Genomic DNA, 17,372 nt, shown 5'->3' with positions numbered 1-17,372 from the left:
TCTCACCAACCATAATGAAAACAAGCGACCTACAAACCACTTCTGCCAGTTTTAGTCTGACAGAAAATAGTTTGTAGGTCGCTTGTATATTGCTGTTCTTTTCTACGTTACCTTCAAAGACAATCTAGTAAGTGGGTACACGTCGTACTTCAGTCCTTAAAGTGCTACGCTTCCACCGCTGATCAGTTTATAAGCCTGAGACAAAAATCCAAAGTGATTTTTGTCTCAGGCTCTTACATTTTTTCAACAAAGGTATTGCTAGGCGCTACTTGAAGCTGAAAACTATTTTCTCTATCGAGATTCCTCATCAGTAGACTCAAATTTAAAACTTTTTTCTATAAAAGCGACTTCTTTTGCGTATGTTTTTACAAAAGAAGAATAGTCTTTGGGATCTTTGACCTTTTCCAATTGGTCAACAGAGACTTCTAATTCAAATCCTGTTCCATCTTTAAAGAGATAATATTTTGAGATGTCTGTATATCCTTGATTCCGTTTTAAAATATAGCCGGTTTGTACATCAGCAATTTTATCAATTGGGTATGCTTTGATAAACTCTTTACTTGTATCCAAATAATCAGAAAGACTGTTGACAAGATTGCCAGAAAGGTACATACCTGCCGATGTATAATAGTCTCTTTTTTCATAAAAACTGATATTGCCTAGATATTTTGTATCTGGATACTCCTCTGTAGAAGGTAAAATTAAAAAGTTCTTTCCGCCACTGGTTTCAATATCGGCATCGCCGATAATTTCTATTTGGTAGCCTTGATTAAATAAAAGTTTATTTTCTTCTATTGTGACTTTTAGTGGTTTTTCTAAATCAACAGGTCCAGTTGTGGTAAGTCCAGCTTCTTTTAAAGGATAAACATCTTCTGATGAAGCGGAGTAATCCCAATAATCATCTTTCTCCGCAAGATCAATATATACTATAAAGCCAATTGCTACAGCAATGCCTATCCAAATAATTTTTTTGTTCTTTTTTTGTTTTTTCTTTTTTTTCGTCTGTGGTTTTACCACTTTTTTATTTGGGTTAGGAAGTTGCTTTACTGTGTCTGTTCTTGTGACAGGAAAAAACGACCATTTTGGCTTTTGAAAAAGCGCATCATATGTATCATAAAAATTCTTTTGTTTAGCCATTTTTTCTCTCCACTAATTTTTTTGATAAGGCAATTTCCTCAGATGCTTCGGAGACTAATTTTTCGTAATCATCTGTGATACTTTCCGACAACACTCGTATGGTACTTAAGATACCATTGGTTGCAAGGGTTATTTCTTCTGTTGACAATTTATCTTCTTTAATGCTTAAAAACCGTTCTGATGCTCGTAAAATCTCTGGTACCTTATGATATAAAAAATCACTAAAATGAGTAATTGCTTCTGGATACTTCACTAAGTGTTTAAAGATGCCCTTAGCGGAAGCAACACCCAGTTCTACTTGTTCAATTTTTTTTAAATTTCGTGACTTATTCGTTAGTTCGTTTAAATAAATAATTTGTTTTTTTAATTCGTCCATAATTCTTTGATACATCTCTAGGTCACTGTCCGTTAGATGGTGCGTCGTTTGATATTTTTTTAGATTTTTTTTATAACGGAAATACGTACGACCATTTCTATAAATAACCCAACCGATGTACCCAGCGCCCACTAACAAAACCATTATCCCATTCAAATCATGTACTCCTTTTTAAATTAGTATATATTACTGAACACATTGTCCAGCTTAAAATTGACAAATAAGTATGAAATGTTACTCCCAAATTACTTGTGCACTTTTATTGTATCATATAGGAAAATTGTTCTGTTCCGCATTTGGACAAATTGTCTAAATGTCTAACGAAATCTTTTTTGGTTTAATATGTAGCAAAAAACACTTGCAAGAATTGATTACTTCTCACAAGCGTTTTTTATTGTCTAAAACAACTATTTACATTTCATTTTATTAAATAGTGAATAAATAAATTACTGCAGCTAATGAAGCACCTAAGATAGGTCCCACAATTGGCACCCAAGAATAAGCCCAATCAGAATCACCTTTTGTTTTCACAGGAATAATTTGGTGCGCTAAACGAGGTCCTAAATCACGTGCAGGGTTAATTGCATAACCTGTAGGTCCGCCTAATGATAGACCTAGTCCTAAGACCAAAATCCCAACAAGCATTGGGTTAATGCCAGCCGCTAAGTCGTTTTGAGAAAAGGCTAGTAAGCCAAAAACCAAGACAAATGTGCCGATAATTTCTGTTAAAACATTGGCTGGATAGTTACGGACAGCTGGACCAGTAGCGAAGGTTCCTAAAATAGCACCTTTGTCTTCTGTAATGTTCCAATGGGGTAAATAAGCTAACCAGACAACTAAACCACCAATAAAACCGCCTAGGACTTGAGCTACGATATAAGGTAAAACCATGCCCCATTCAAAGTTTCCAGTAATTGCCATCGCAACTGTTACAGCAGGATTTAAATGCGCTGGACTCATATACCCAGACATGTAAACAGCTAATGTAACAGCAGCGCCCCAACCTAAAGCAATAACGACCCAACCAGAAGCAAAGGCTTTGCTTTTCTTCAAGTTAACTGCGGCACAGACGCCATCCCCTAGTAAAACTAAAATCATTGTTCCGAAAAATTCACCGAATAATTGTGTCATCATCGAAGTTCCCATTTTTTTCACCCTACTTTCAAATTTTTTAAATCTGATTCTTCAATTACTTTTTCTAATGTTTCAATGTGTCGTGCTCTTTCTTCCGCTGTCCATTGATAATGCTGTGCCATTTCTTCAATGACTCCCGCTTTCACTTGGTCCAAACGATCACGCATAAATAATAAGTGGTTGGTCCGTCGCAATAAAAAGTCGACGGGTGTTAAAGCCATTTCTTCTTCCATCGCATAGTTTAAAGAGACAGTTTCTGTTAAGGTTAAACCAGGAATTACTTTGGCATCATCAATCATTTCAAAAACAGTTGGTACGTTGGAGCCATATAAATGAGCTAAGTATAGTGCATCCTTTTCACTTAACCCTTTAGATACGCCATGTTTTGCCAACGCTTCTAATTCTTCGTCTACCGTTGCAGGGTTCAATTTCCCGCCTGAAACTGGATAGTTTTTAGAATCAATTAAGGTGAATTCTTTCTGGTATTCTTCTGCTAAGATGGTTTGAATCATTTTCATCGCACCTTCTGCCATTTTACGATAATCTGTTAATTTCCCACCAGCCAAAGTGAGCAAGCCATCCGCTGATCTTTCCAATGAGCTGCCTCGAGAGACAGCTGAAGGATTGACTTTATTTTCCACCAAACTGTCTTCTAGATGGTTTAGGACTTCTTCAATTTCTCGTTTATCTGTTTGGTTTTTTTGGTATCTGTCAACGACATCAATGACTTCATCAATACTTTTATCTGAAAGTTTGCCATTGTTTCCCCCGTTATAATCTGAGCCACCGTTAGCAGAAATTAAAGGTCGTAAGCCAGCCCAGCTGGCTTCAATATCATCAATTGTCAATTGTACCTCTGGATAACGATTATTGACTACTTCCAATAGGTAATCCACATCACTTTGTTCTACTGTTGGATGTTGAAAGTCTCCATGGTAATCTGTATCCGTCGTCCCAAAATATGTTTTTTCTTCTCTTGGAACAACGAAGACCATGCGGCCATCTTGTTTACCTGTATCAAAATACGTTGGTTGAGGAACATTTAAACGGCTTTTGTCGACAACTAAATGAACCCCTTTGGTTGGACGCATTTGTGGTGTAAATGAATCATTTTTGTCTAAGCCTCTTAATTTATCTGACCAAGGACCAGTAGTATTAATCACAACATCTGCGTGAATCTCAAACTGTTCGTCAGTTAGTAGGTCCTTTGCTTGAATGCCAGTAATTTTCCCTTCATCATTGTATAAAAAGCCAACCGCTTGAACCCGACTCACAGCATGTGCCCCGTCAGCTACTGCTTGTTTAATATTTTCAATAACTAAACGAGCATCATTATTTCGGTAATCTAAATAAACACCGCCACCTTGTAAACCTTCACTTTTTAGTTGTGGCTCACGTGCCAAAACCTCTTCTTTTGTTAACAAATAGTTGGCGTACTTGGTACCTGTTACATCAGCTAACTGATCATATAAATCCATTGCTATTTTGACAGAAAATAGATTAAATGTTGCATTTGGCTCATCATAAATCGGCAATAACATGGGATCCGCTTTAGGGATGTGTGGCGCAATGGATTGAACGACGGCTCGTTCTTTCACTGTATCTGCTACCACCTCCACGTCAAACGTTTTCAAATAGCGGATACCACCATGAACTAATTTGGTTGATCGTGAAGAGGTGCCCTCTGCGAAATCCTGCATTTCAATTAACCCTGTCTTCATTTTAGCGGCACTGGCTTGCAGGGCAACGCCTGCGCCAGTAATGCCACCACCAATAATTAAGACATCTAAGTGTTGTGTTTTTAAAGCGTCGATTGATTGTCGGCGTGTTTCTATTGAGAAAGTCATAGAAAATTCCCCTTTTCCATTTACTTATTTTTACGTTTGAATTGTTGGGTAGCTGCTACTGCTTGTTGCCAACCTTCATATAAATCTTCTCGTTCTTCTTCCGCCATAATTGGTTCAAATTGTTGTCCTTCTTCTTGGAATGCTTTGATTTCTTCTAAGTCTTTCCAGAAGCCAACCGCTAAGCCCGCCAAGAAAGCTGCGCCTAAGGCCGTTGTTTCTAAGTTATGGGCTCTTTGAACAGCAGTGTTTAAAATATCTGCTTGGAATTGCATCAAGAAATCATTGTTTGCTGCTCCACCGTCTACTTTTAAGACAGGAATGTCTATGCCTGTATCTTCTTTCATCGTGTCAATAATGTCACGAACTTGATACGCAACTGCTTGAAGTGTCGCTTTGACAAAATCTTCTCTCGTGGTACCGCGTGTTAATCCAAAGACAGCCCCACGCGCTTGTGAATCCCAATATGGTGCGCCCAAACCAGTGAATGCAGGAACCACATAAACTTCATTGTGCCCTGTTGACGCTTTGGCTACTGCTTCAGATTCCGCAGCCGTTTGCAACATTTTTAAGCCATCTCGTAACCATTGAATCGCTGAACCAGCCACGAAGATACTTCCTTCCAAGGCATAATATACTTTGCCGTTAATGCCATAGCCAATAGTGGTAAGCAGATTATTTTTAGAAAGTTGAGGTTCTTCGCCAGTGTTCATGACAATAAATGAGCCTGTTCCATAGGTATTTTTAACCATCCCAGGTTCAAAGGCCATTTGACCAAATAAGGCGGCTTGTTGGTCACCAGCCATCCCAGCGATAGGTACTTCACTTCCGTAAAAATGGTAATTTTTTGTTAATCCATACACTTCAGAGTTCGAAACGACTTTCGGTAACATCACTCGTGGGATATTTAAAAGATCCAAAATTTCTTGATCCCAATCTAAATCATGGATATTAAACAACATCGTCCGACTTGCATTTGAATAATCAGTGACATGAGTATCTCCCGTTAATTTCCAAACGAGCCAAGTGTCAATTGTCCCAAACATCAATTCTCCATTTTCTGCACGTTCTTGCGCACCTTCTACGTGATCTAAGATCCAACGAACCTTCGTTGCTGAGAAATAAGCATCAATGATTAACCCAGTTTTTTCATGAATCATTTCGCTGTAGCCATCTTCTTTTAGTTGATCAGCAATAGGTGTCGTTTGGCGTGATTGCCAAACAATTGCGTTATAAATGGGTAACCCAGTTGCTTTGTCCCAAACAACGGTTGTTTCCCGTTGGTTTGTAATCCCAATTCCGGCAATATCCGTTGGTTTCACTCCTGACTCAATTAAAGAACCTGCAATAACGGATTGAACAGAATTCCAAATTTCATTGGCATTATGTTCCACCCAGCCTGCATTAGGAAAATATTGAGTAAATTCCTTTTGCGAACTACCAATTTTGTTTCCTTTTTTATCAAAAATAATTGCACGAGAACTAGTCGTTCCTTGATCAATCGCCATAATGTATTTTTCTTCTGCCATGATAATTCCTCCTAAACGTTTTTGAAATCGTTTTCTTTATGTCCCTATCTTACAAACAAAAGAATAACTAAACATGTCAAAAACTTTTTTTATTTTAAAAAAATTGAAAGGATTTCTACTAAAACCAACAAAGACAACGCTTTCAATAATACTTTTATTATCTCTAATTTTTCAATAAAAAGAAACATTTTTGTTTAAAAAAGCCTAATTTTCGACTTTTAGTTGTAAAAAGGCTGGTGCGAGGATCAGACAATTTCCGTCACACCAACCTTTTGTTTATTTCTCCCGCAAGGCGCGTATTTTCTTTTTTAATTGTTGCACATCATAGGTCGAACTTAATTCTGACAAAACATAGACTTCCGGTGTTCCTTGATAGCTCGTTTGCTGATAATTGGTCACAATTAAATCATATGTTTGTTCAGGCTGATACCTCTCCACCAGCGTGCCATTCATATTTTTAAGACTAAGCATTAATACTTGTGTTAACGCCGCTTGATAAAGAGCATCCATTGCTAAATGAATTCCAATTTTTATTTCACCAATCATTTTAAATTCAATTAATGCCAACACGCTTAAATATTTGACCAGAGAAAGTTCATGCAAACTATCTCCTGGTTGATACGTTTCATCAAAACAAGCTAAAGCTTTTTCTAATAACGTTGTTGAAAAAGAAGCTAATTCCCGACTAGATAATTGCTGTTCTTTTTCCCAGATATGGGCCCGATCAAAGACTTCCAATTCTCCTTTAAAAAAATACAGTTTTCCATGAATTTGTGAAAAATAGTAAGCCATGGTTTTCTCAAGAGTAGGTTCAAATTTATGGGGCCGATAATACAAGACCACATTTTCCAAGATAAACGTATCAGCTAAAGAAACAGCGGAACGACGTCCCCGAATTAAGGAATATTCATCAAAAGCTGATTCTGGTAAGACCGACATTGTGATTAGAAAAACAAAATGAATCATGCTTTCTCCTTCGTCTAATTCTAATGAATAGCGACTAGAAAAACGGAAAAACAATTGTCGAACTTGCTTAAATAACGGATCTTCTTTAAAATCAATCATTTTCTTTCTCAATTGTTGATATTTTTTTGAAGTGACCGCTAAGCGCTTTTTCGTAATACTCAACCAAAGGCTAACTTTTAACGCATTATGTTCATTAAAAGTAAAACCTAAGCCAGTCTCAATCCCTTCAATTATCCGTTTATTTAACGGCGACATCGTTTTTTTCTGGTGTATTTCATAGGGAGTAATATACCAATACAACTGAAAGTAAAAGTAACGAATCTGCAATTCTTCTCCCTGTAGTTGTCCATTTTTTATTTGCAAATCAAAGGCGGCTAACAATTGATTGAGTTCCTTAATCTTTCGAAATAAAGAAGACTCACTGATCATAAATTTAGTCGTTAATTGAACAATAGAAAACTCTTTATTACGATATAAATAATCTAAAAGTTGAAATTTAAGAGACTCTTTTACAAATGCTTCAATTAAATGATTCAACGAAAAAAAATCCGATAAGGTGATTGATAGCTGTTGGCCATCATAAGTAAGCTGACAATCCTGTCCAAAAGGTTTCAAAAAATAATGTAAATCCTCTAAGTCTTTTTCAAAGGAGGCTTTTGTGACCGCTAAAAATGCTGTTAAATCAGAGACTGAGCAGGTACCGCCTGCTAAGATGGTTTGTTGCACCGTTAATAATTGTCGCATCGCTTTCTTTTCCAATAACGTCTCAACTTTCATCGTTCTCTCTCCAATAAGCTGAAGCACCCATCAAATTTGTAATATCATAAATATTGGTTAAGGCAGGTTGATAAAAATAATCTTTTTGTAATAGGTCTGTCAGTGTCTGACCTGTTTGGATACTTAATGCTAACGTATTTATTTTTTCTAAACAATTGTTTTTTGAACAAAGCTGTGCACCAAGGACCCGTTGCGTCACTTTATCATAGATTAATTTGCCTAAAATTTCTGTCCCATGTTGTAGAGGCGGCGCTGGCTGTCTAACAATTATGGAAGCAAGTGTTTGCGGAAAAAATAAACCTTCCGTTTCGGTTAGACCTGTACTAGCAAGGTAATAGTCCCCCACTTTTGTTCCCATTGTTCGCAAAGAGCCAATGAATCGGTGTGTTTTTTCTTCTAAATTGTTGGCGACTACTAAGCCAGTTCGTACCGCATTGTTCACTAACGGAGCATAAAAAGTTTCCGCGACTGGTTCATTCATAACTGAAATGCAATCTCCGATGGCAAAAACATTCGGCACTGAAGTTTGTAAATAAGGATCCACCGCGATTGTCTGATCCAGATTCCGTTGAATTTTTTTATCCAAATAGGCTAATTGAGGATGTAAGTTTAAAGCAAAAATCCCACTGTCACAAGAAATTTCCTGCTCGCTTGTTTCAAGAACAATACCATTTGCTGTTTCTTCAATTCCTAGGACCGTTTCTTCAAAATGGAAAATTACTGCTTGTTTTTCCAAAGATTTTTGAACTTCTGCGACCATTTCTTTATCAAAATATTTAGGCAATAGATTTTCCAAGCTTTCAAAGACATGGACCGTTTTCTTCATTTTCACAAGAAAATCAATAGCTTCCATTCCAATGGGTCCTGCACCAATGACGGCTACTGTCTGGCTATTTTCCAGTAATGGAACAGCCGCTAAAGCACCTGATAAAAATTTATATTTGAGTAGTTTTTCTGTTTGACTACCACGAATTTGCGTGGAAAACTGGCTCGCGCCTGTCGCTAAAATCAATTTATCATAAGAATACCACTGTTGCTCTTCCTTTCGTGTCCAAGCAATCAATTGGTTCTCAACATCCATTGCCACAACTTCTCTATTTAAAAGCAACTGAATCTTTTGACGACGTAATTCCTCTTCCGTTATGTAACGTGCTTCGTATAATTCATTGATGGTATGATTAAAATACGCACTTAAGCCACCAGATAAATACCCCACTGTTGCTTGTTTATCAATTAAAGAAATTTCTGCTTGGGGATATTTTTTCCTTGAAGCAATTGCTGCGGAAATACCTGCGAATGATGCACCAATAATCACAATTTTCATTTGTTTCCTCCTCTGTCAGGACCTATTATACTTCTCTCAGTTTATCATGATTAAAAAGAATGCTAAAGCAACAACTATAGTTTTCCCTTAAAATAATTATTTTTGCTGAGCGCATTGCTTTTCAAGCACTTTCATTTTCATTTATAATAAATGTTACTACTGTTTGAGGAGGAGTTTTCATGTCTGCAACAAAAGAGCAATTGGAACTATTTTTATTTTATTTATCTGAAACCCATACAAAAAGTTTATCTTTACATGACTTAGTTACAAGTCGACCACGCCCTGAAGAAGCGCGTATTTTATTAAATATTAACGAGGTTTTCACTTACTACCATAGCGCTCGTGTTCTCTACACAAGTGTTCCTGCTCTTGAAAACAACAAGTCTGAGCCTTTTTTCCAAGCCTTCGAAAATTTTTATTTTGAATTAAAACAACATTTTTTCAATGAAGAAGATGAAACCAATCAATTGAATGAACGTCTAGAGGAAATGAAAATTGCCTTTGAACAATTGACGGATGACTACAATGTTCTATAATAGAAGAGAACAATTCGTTGAGAAGGGGTCCTTATGAAGCAAGAAGAAGTGATTGAACGTTTAAAAGAAGAATTAAATTTGCCATTTTTTAATGGTACGCTAGAAGAAAAGAACTATTCTGAAGCAGATTATCAACAAATCAAGAAAGAGTTAATCCAATACTTTGATGATTATGTGCGAAATGTTGAAAATTAACAAGCTAAAACAACCTTTGATTTTAATAAAATCAAAGGTTGTTTTATTATTAAATAAAAAAAATAACAAAAAAAACCACCGGCAGTTTTGCCGATGGAAAAGGAGTATTTACTCAATAAGAGTAAAATGAAAAATAAAAAGGTTGTTGTTGGTATGAATTAATAATACAATACACTTTCTCTTTTGTCCATAAAAAAGACATGAAAAAAATATTAAATTCGTTAGTTATTTTTATTAGTTTTTTATTTTTTCAAAAGAATGTTGCTCATTCGCGTAATGGCAAAGGTTAATTCATCCGTTGCTTGATCCTGCTTTTCCTCTGAAGCATTAAATAAATCTGCATCAATACCTGTTTCTGGATCTGTTGCTAAAATCATTTCATTGCATCCTGCTACATATTCTGTATAAGCATGTTGAAATTTTTTGTGAATGCCAAGTACTTGTGGCGTTGGTTTTAATGTTCCGACTTTTTTGAGCATTAATTCATATTTTTCAGTACCTTCTTTAAATTTTGCTTGAATTTCTGCAATTCGTTCAGCTGTTAAATCATTCACTTTATTCTTATCAATCGCTTGACGAACTTCTTCGTAATATGGATTCATGACTTCGCCAATATCTTCTGTTGTTTTAACGATATCATTAATTGTTTGAACGTAAAATCCTAAATTTGGTCTCATAACCATCCCTCTTTTCCCTTTTCTCTTTCACTCCATTTTACACTTTTTCTATTCCATCTGACAAGTGGCACTTTTTCAGTCTTTATTCTTTTGATTTTTAACAGAGAAAACATAGTGAGGCATCGTTTTGCCACGGTATGTTTTAATGTATCGATCCCTAACAAGCATCTGGTTTCGAATAGCGACATTTATAGAGGCTAAGTTCGTATCACGAATCGTTGAAATAACTTCTGGAAAATTTAATACATCGAATGCGTACTGTTTTGTCGCTGCGGCAGCTTCAATCGCATACCCTTTGTGCCATTCTTTCACACATAAATGATAACCAATTTCTGTATAGCTCTCGCCTTTTACTAATTGATTGGTGAGTCCACACTCGCCGATGACTTCGCCTGTTCGCTTCTTCTCTAACGCCCATAAACCGTAGCCGTATTCTTGATAGGACTGTAAGTTCCACTTTAGCCAGTTTGCAACCTCTTCATCAGAAAAAGCGTGTTCATAGGCATACATCACATTTTCATCTTGCAAAAATTTTTTCAATTCCACTTTATCTTCCGACTGCCATTCTCTGACAATAAGTCGTTCTGTTTCGAAAATAATTTTCCGTTTCAAGCCCTTTCACTCCTTACATAAAGAAAAATTGACTGGTTTAAGTACCAGCCAATTTTCTTTTCTTATTTATTAAGCACCTTTACCTGCTTTACGTTGGAAGAACTTCACAATTTCCACAATTGGGATGATAGCAAAAGAAGTACCTGCTACAATTGCCCATTGATATGCATCTAAATGTGTGACGCTGAATAAATCATTAAATCCTGGAATAACAATCGTTGCAGCTAATAGCAAGAACGAAACAAGAATCCCATAGTTAAATGATTTGTTGCGGAATAAGCCAACTTTGAAAATTGATTGATAAATCGACTTCACATTAAAGGCATGGAACAATTGAATTAATCCCAAAGTAGCGAAGGCCATGGTTAAAGCATCGCCGTGTTGTAAATCATACAACGCTTGCGCCGATAAGTTTGTGTTAGCTACGGTATGTGCTGGGAACATAATTGACATTTTGTACACAATCAAAGTCAATGCCCCTTGCGTAATCCCTTGATAAACAACACTGCTTAAAACGCCGCCAGAGAAGAAGTTCGATTTTTTACCACGAGGTTCATGGCTCATCACATCACGTTCTGCTGGTTCCACACCTAACGCAATCGCTGGGAAAGTATCCGTTACTAAATTAATCCACAATAAGTGAACAGGTAACAAGGTATCCCAATTGAGCATTGTTGCAATAAACAAGGTTAATACTTCCCCTAAGTTAGCTGAAAGTAAATATTGAATCGTTTTTTGGATATTTGAGAAAACTTTACGTCCTTCTTCTACTGCCACAATAATTGTTGAAAAGTTATCATCGGCAAGGACCATATCTGAAGCACCTTTTGATACTTCTGTTCCGGTAATTCCCATACCAATCCCGATGTCAGCAGCTTTTAAGGCTGGGGCATCATTTACGCCATCACCAGTCATAGCAACCACTTTTCCTTCTTGTTGCCACGCTTTAACAATCCGAACCTTGTGTTCTGGTGAAACACGAGCATAGACAGAGTAGTGTCCCACGACTTGTGCGAATTTTTCATCTGACAATTCATTTAATTCAGCGCCTGTAATGACTGCATCGTCGTCGCCTTCTTTGATGATGCCTAAACGTGCCGCAATTGCTTCTGCTGTATCACGGTGGTCACCCGTAATCATAATTGGACGAATACCCGCTTCTTTCGCGACTTTTACAGCATCTGCAGCTTCTTTTCTTTCTGGGTCAATCATACCGACTAAACCAGCAAATGTTAAATCTTTTTCCACAAGTTCAGAACTCATTTCGGCTGGAATCGTCTCAACATATTTATAAGCCATTCCTAAAACACGTAAGGCTTGTTTCGCTAATGAGGTGTTTGTTTTCAAAATTTCTTGACGTTTTGTTTCATCTAATGGACTTGTTTCTCCATTTGATAAGATTTCCGTACAACGTTTCAATAATTCATCTGGTGCACCTTTGACAGAAACTAGGAAGCCACCTGTTTTTAATTCATGAACAGTAGTCATTAATTTACGATCAGAGTCAAAAGGAATCTCTGCCACACGAGGTTCAGCTGCTACTTTTTCGGTTACGTTAAACGCATGATCTAAACCAAATTGTACTAAGGCAGTTTCTGTTGGGTCACCAATTAATGAACCATCTTGAGCGATTTTTGTATCATTCGTAAAGTTCATGATTTTTAAAGCCATATTATCGGCAGGGATTTCTGTGGAAGCAGATAAAACTTGACCATCTGTATACAACGCTTCAACGGTCATTTGATTTAAGGTTAACGTACCTGTTTTATCTGAACAGATAATATCTGTACTTCCTAATGTTTCAACGGCTGGTAACTTACGGACAATCGCATTTTTCTTGGCCATTTTTTGGGTACCTAAAGCCAAAATAATCGTGACAATCGCTGGTAATCCTTCTGGAATTGCCGCTACAGCTAACGAAATTGACGTTAATAACATGTCAATCCATGAACGACCATTCATCATTCCTACCACAAACATCACCGCTGCAATGACTAAAATGGCAATTGTTAACATTTTACCCAATTGGTTTAAGTTTTGTTTTAAAGGCGTTTCCGTTTCTTGTTCGCTTGCTAGCATGCCAGCAATTTTACCGACTTCTGTATTCATCCCTGTGCCAACCACAACGCCAAGACCACGTCCATACGTCACATTACTATTGGAATAAGCCATATTGATTCGGTCACCGATACCAATATCGGTTCCCTCTAAGATGGTTACTTCTTTTTCAACTGGAACAGATTCACCGGTTAACGCTGCTTCTTCAATTTTTAAGCTATTCGCTTCCAATAAACGTAAATCGGCTGGAACGACATCCCCTGCTTCTAATAAAACAATGTCACCTGGCACTAATTCATCGCTTTTAACAGTAATGACGTGTCCATCACGGCGAACATTCGCATTTGGTGAAGACATTTCTTTTAATGCTTCAATGGCTTGTTCCGCTTTGGCTTCTTGGATGACCCCAAAGATGGCATTCAAGATAACAACCACTAAGATGATAATCGAGTCTACCACATCATGGGAAAAGACGGCTGAAATGACCGCTGCCGCTAATAAAACAATAATCATAAAATCTTTGAATTGCTCAAAGAATTTCACGGCAAGTGATTTTTTCTTCCCTTCATCTAGCACATTTTCCCCGTACGTTTCTAAACGCTTTTGAGCCTCCTGTGCACTTAATCCATCAGTTGTTGTGTTCATTTTCTCCAAAACAACTGTGTCGTCTTGTGCGTAAAACGCTTCAGACAATTGTGTTTTCTTTTCTTCTGACATGTTCTTCCTCCTCTATTTTTTGCAGCATCCTTCAAGTACTATTTTACATTTCATCAAAAATAAATGAAAAAAAATAGACTTGTGTATGCTACTTCGTCGAACATACATAAGTCTCACCGTTTAAGACAACACCAGAAATTGCTTTCGGAGTTGGTGATGTTGTCACAGCATAAATACTGTCAGTTACTCCCTCATGAAAAAACTATTTAACATTGATTGGAGAACCAATGTTATGAATAATTACTTAATTAGTATACCGTTTTCCACTCTTTTTTTCAAATAAAAGTTCTGCTCATTTGAAAAAAACTGAAATCCTTTCATTCGGATTCCAGTTTCTTGATTTGTATTCGTAAAATACGCTGTTGCCCCCGCTTTCGCGACCAACTAATAACCCAAGAAAGTAAGAAAAGACTAATCACGGTTCCCTCACGAACAAAAATCGGCAAATGATAACTAATGGACAATCCTAGTGCTAAACTGACACAAAAAATATCAACTAAATAACGATAAAACTGAAAACTATAGCGCGTTCTTTCAGAAATAAGTGTACAAAATTTTTCAATGGGAAATTGCAAAATACCTAGCGCAACTACCTGTCCTGTCCCGATTCCTGCTATGATTGTCCCTAAAATAAATAGAACAATTTTAACCAAATAATTTTGAAAAACAAGCGAACCAAATAATTGATATAAGAAAAAATTAATGACAAAACCAAAGCCAATTAACGCCACCAAAATAATCAAATAGTCCTGAATTTTACGCTGCTGATCTAACAACCAACACGTGCCTAAAAAAGCGAAATTGATAGCTGTGGTAACCGTCCCGACTTTTAAATGAGTAAGTGTTGCAAAGGTCACATTAAATGCATTAAAACTACTAACTCCAACGCCTGCTTGAATTGTCAAACTGATGCCCAATGCACTAATTAAATAAAAAAGAAACGATAGCACAATTTTTTTCTTCCACATTATAAAAACTCCTCTACTCTTGATACGTCTATTATGTGCTACAATAGAAGAAACAAATAGGAGATATCTCCTATTACAAGGAGAAAAAATGCTTAAAACAGCCTACCAAAGATCACCGAAACAAGAATTAGCTAAAAATACGCCTTTTTTTAATGAAACTGATTTAAAACACAGTTTTATTATCGATTTTGAAAATCAAGAATTCATTCATCACCAAGCAGAGCCATTAAATTATCTTTTTTATTTAATCAAAGGAAAAGCGAAAATTTTAAAAACAGAACGCAATGGCCGCCAATCCATTGTTCAGTTTTTAACGACAGGTGATTTAATTGGCGATTTAACATTAGTTCAAGCGGAAACGATAACCAAGGACGTTATCGCCTTAGGTGAAACCTGTTGTTTGGCTGTACCTTTAGCTTACGCAGAAACTGTTTTAAAAAAAAAGGTGCTTTTTATGCAGCAACTCAGCCATTATCTAGGAAAAAAAATGCTCCAACGGGTGGACCACTTTACAACGAATCAGACCTATGAACTAAGTTATCGGCTAGCGGAATTGCTATTGGTTGCCGCTAATCACGAAGATGTTTATAAAGAAAAACATACTGAGATTGCCGAATACTTAGGGGTTAGTTATCGCCATCTTATTTATACCTTCAAACAATTTCGAGAGCGCGGCTTTATTCAAAAACAAGGAACTACTTATCACATCAACCGCTTAGCGTTACATTCTTTTGTGCAAAAAATGAAGAGTTAAAGTGGTGGATTGTTGACAAATAGTGCGCTTCCCGCTACCCTATTCTTATTAATAAGAAAGAAGGGACAGCAATGGAGCAAGCATCATTTACTGTATCTAGTTGGCAAGAACAACCGATTGACAATCTTAATGAAAATTTCCCAGTGAATCAAGCGAGCGCTACTTATCAATTGTCGGGCGCCTTATCTGGGACAGCTTCTGTGGAATACTTAATGACTTATCAAGGCTCTTCAATGGCAGATGGGCTTGAAGCTGTGGCTCAAGTGGTCGGTTTCCTACATTTCGAAGGAACTTATTTAGGAAAAAAAGGCACCTTTACTGCTTGCGAAAAAGGGACGTTTACACAGGGTCTTTTAGACTGCCCAGGTGAACTATTTCAAGCATCAGATGAGCTTGCCGGTTTATCCGGTCGCTACACTTATGAATTTAGTCAAGAAGAAGCGCTTCTTCATTTAGACTTTGTATAATAAAAAATTTCAAGGAAAGTTGGTGACATTATTTTACTTATTTTAAATTTGGCGGTTGTAAAAGACAATGGGTGTTTTTGATTAGATTAAACTTTTAAGGAGAAAAATCATGAAAAACACCCGAAACACCGTCCCATCATTACTAATTATTATTTTGCTTGTGGGATTTCCACAAATCAGCGAGTCGATTTTCACACCTATTTTACCAGCGCTTAGTTCTGCTTTTAACATTCACGATAGCGTGGCACAATTAACCATGAGTATTTATTTTGTTGCCTTTGCCGTTGGCGTTTTATTCTGGGGAATTCTATCCGATACGATTGGACGTCGCCCAGCTATGTTATTAGGAATTTTATGCTATTTAATTGGAAATATTGGCCTTTTTTTGAGTCCGACATTTCCTTGGCTGTTATTCTTCCGTTTAATTCAAGCATTTGGTGCAAGTGTTGGTTCTGTTATTACCCAATCGATGATGCGGGAAAGCTTTAACGATCTTCAAAGAGGGAAAATTTTTGCTCAAACAAGCGCTGCCCTATCGCTATCTCCTGCCATCGGACCCTTAGTCGGCGGACTTGTTCAAACCTATTTTGGCTATCAGCATGTCTTTAGCACCTTAATTGTCATGGCTGTTCTATTACTTTTCTATAGTTTTTATCGTTTACCAGAAACCTTTCACTTAGGAAATACCTTAACGAAAGCGCCTTTTTGGTCCGTGGCGAAACGCCTTTCCTTCGACTCGAAAGTTTGGTGCTACGGCTTATTGATTGGGGGCATTAATGGTTTATTGTTTAGCTACTATGCAGAAGCTCCGTTTATTTTCATCAATCACTTTGGCTTTAGCAGTGTCCAATATGGCTTTCTTGGTTTAGTTTTAGCTGTGTCTAGTATTCTTGCTGCGGTTCTTATCAATTGGTTGCTAGGATATTGGTCAGCGGAAAAAATTGCCTTTGCTGGTTTGCTGCTAAGTATCTTTGCGGCTTGCTGTTTATTAATAATGACACAATTTGAAACAATCATTGGTCTTATTTTGTTTATTTTTCTCTTTTTCTTAGGGATTAATATTACTTTGCCCAATGCCTTAAGTATGGCCTTAAAAGGCTATGAATCTGTAATTGGTACTGCCAGTGGAATTTTTAGTTTTGTCTATTACTTGTTTGTTAGTTTCTTTACCTATTTGATTAGTTACTTTCACAATGGTACCATTTGGGTCTTGCCGCTTTACTTTTTAAGTTTTGCTTGTCTGTTAGCTTTCAGCTATTATGTCATTGTTTATCGTAAAACTTTAAAATAAAAATCAAAAA

General features: G+C 36.8%; 16 protein-coding genes. 5 read left to right on the top strand and 11 right to left on the bottom strand.

Annotated features, from left to right (window positions below):
* Positions 1 to 291 precede the first annotated feature (291 nt).
* The 7 genes from KQI94_RS02925 to KQI94_RS02895 form a co-directional block, all read right to left on the bottom strand.
* Positions 292 to 1,137: a hypothetical protein gene (locus KQI94_RS02925; RefSeq protein ID WP_002369202.1), complete on the bottom strand. Its 846-nt coding sequence runs from the start codon at positions 1,135 to 1,137 to the stop codon at positions 292 to 294.
* Complete coding sequence (locus tag KQI94_RS02920) at positions 1,130 to 1,657, bottom strand: 5-bromo-4-chloroindolyl phosphate hydrolysis family protein (protein ID WP_002390303.1); 528 nt, start codon at positions 1,655 to 1,657, stop codon at positions 1,130 to 1,132. The genes KQI94_RS02925 and KQI94_RS02920 overlap by 8 nt, the downstream gene beginning before the upstream one ends.
* Positions 1,658 to 1,939: 282 nt before the next feature.
* A complete protein-coding gene (locus KQI94_RS02915; protein WP_002357140.1) occupies positions 1,940 to 2,659 on the bottom strand; it encodes an MIP/aquaporin family protein in 720 nt (239 codons plus the stop codon).
* Between the two features lie 5 nt (positions 2,660 to 2,664).
* Entirely contained in the window at positions 2,665 to 4,494 is a 1,830-nt protein-coding gene (gene glpO, locus KQI94_RS02910; protein WP_002369200.1) for a type 1 glycerol-3-phosphate oxidase, read from the bottom strand.
* Between the two features lie 20 nt (positions 4,495 to 4,514).
* Positions 4,515 to 6,020, bottom strand: a complete 1,506-nt coding sequence (glpK, locus tag KQI94_RS02905) for a glycerol kinase GlpK (RefSeq protein ID WP_002357138.1) — start codon at positions 6,018 to 6,020, stop codon at positions 4,515 to 4,517.
* Positions 6,021 to 6,296: 276 nt separating this feature from the next.
* Positions 6,297 to 7,763, bottom strand: a complete 1,467-nt coding sequence (locus KQI94_RS02900) for a helix-turn-helix domain-containing protein (RefSeq protein ID WP_002390305.1) — start codon at positions 7,761 to 7,763, stop codon at positions 6,297 to 6,299.
* Positions 7,753 to 9,087, bottom strand: a complete 1,335-nt coding sequence (locus KQI94_RS02895; RefSeq protein WP_002369198.1) for an FAD-dependent oxidoreductase — start codon at positions 9,085 to 9,087, stop codon at positions 7,753 to 7,755. Before KQI94_RS02895 ends, KQI94_RS02900 begins: the two co-directional genes overlap by 11 nt.
* 179 nt (positions 9,088 to 9,266) lie before the next feature.
* On the opposite strand from KQI94_RS02895, the gene KQI94_RS02890 reads away from it, so the two are divergent.
* Together KQI94_RS02890 and KQI94_RS02885 are read left to right on the top strand one after the other, a co-directional pair.
* Entirely contained in the window at positions 9,267 to 9,623 is a 357-nt protein-coding gene (locus tag KQI94_RS02890; protein WP_002357135.1) for a hypothetical protein, read from the top strand.
* A gap of 33 nt (positions 9,624 to 9,656) precedes the next feature.
* Entirely contained in the window at positions 9,657 to 9,818 is a 162-nt protein-coding gene (locus KQI94_RS02885) for a hypothetical protein (protein WP_002357133.1), read from the top strand.
* 242 nt (positions 9,819 to 10,060) lie between these two features.
* Here KQI94_RS02885 and KQI94_RS02880 read toward each other — a convergent pair whose 3' ends face one another.
* The 4 genes from KQI94_RS02880 to KQI94_RS02865 all read right to left on the bottom strand — a co-directional run bounded on the left by KQI94_RS02880 (position 10,061) and on the right by KQI94_RS02865 (position 14,850).
* On the bottom strand, positions 10,061 to 10,501 hold the full coding sequence (locus tag KQI94_RS02880; protein ID WP_002385841.1) for a hypothetical protein: 441 nt from the start codon (positions 10,499 to 10,501) through the stop codon (positions 10,061 to 10,063).
* 69 nt (positions 10,502 to 10,570) lie between these two features.
* Entirely contained in the window at positions 10,571 to 11,107 is a 537-nt protein-coding gene (locus KQI94_RS02875; protein WP_002369197.1) for a GNAT family N-acetyltransferase, read from the bottom strand.
* A gap of 69 nt (positions 11,108 to 11,176) precedes the next feature.
* On the bottom strand, positions 11,177 to 13,882 hold the full coding sequence (locus KQI94_RS02870) for a cation-translocating P-type ATPase (RefSeq protein WP_002390306.1): 2,706 nt from the start codon (positions 13,880 to 13,882) through the stop codon (positions 11,177 to 11,179).
* 317 nt (positions 13,883 to 14,199) lie between these two features.
* Complete coding sequence (locus tag KQI94_RS02865; protein ID WP_002390307.1) at positions 14,200 to 14,850, bottom strand: membrane protein; 651 nt, start codon at positions 14,848 to 14,850, stop codon at positions 14,200 to 14,202.
* 88 nt (positions 14,851 to 14,938) lie between these two features.
* Between KQI94_RS02865 and yeiL the strand changes: the two genes are divergently transcribed.
* The 3 genes from yeiL to KQI94_RS02850 all read left to right on the top strand — a co-directional run bounded on the left by yeiL (position 14,939) and on the right by KQI94_RS02850 (position 17,362).
* Positions 14,939 to 15,604, top strand: coding sequence for a transcriptional regulator YeiL (gene yeiL / locus KQI94_RS02860; RefSeq protein ID WP_002369194.1), 666 nt, complete (start codon positions 14,939 to 14,941; stop codon positions 15,602 to 15,604).
* A 71-nt stretch (positions 15,605 to 15,675) separates the two neighbouring features.
* Positions 15,676 to 16,071, top strand: coding sequence for a DUF3224 domain-containing protein (locus KQI94_RS02855; RefSeq protein WP_002369192.1), 396 nt, complete (start codon positions 15,676 to 15,678; stop codon positions 16,069 to 16,071).
* Positions 16,072 to 16,180: 109 nt separating this feature from the next.
* Positions 16,181 to 17,362: a multidrug effflux MFS transporter gene (locus KQI94_RS02850; RefSeq protein ID WP_002365813.1), complete on the top strand. Its 1,182-nt coding sequence runs from the start codon at positions 16,181 to 16,183 to the stop codon at positions 17,360 to 17,362.
* Positions 17,363 to 17,372: the final 10 nt, after the last annotated feature.

It is taken from the genome of Enterococcus sp. S183_ASV_20, assembly GCF_018919685.1.
Lineage (GTDB): Bacteria > Bacillota > Bacilli > Lactobacillales > Enterococcaceae > Enterococcus > Enterococcus faecalis.
The sequence above is the reverse complement of the archived record's forward strand: the minus strand, read 5'-3'. Positions and strand labels throughout refer to the sequence as shown.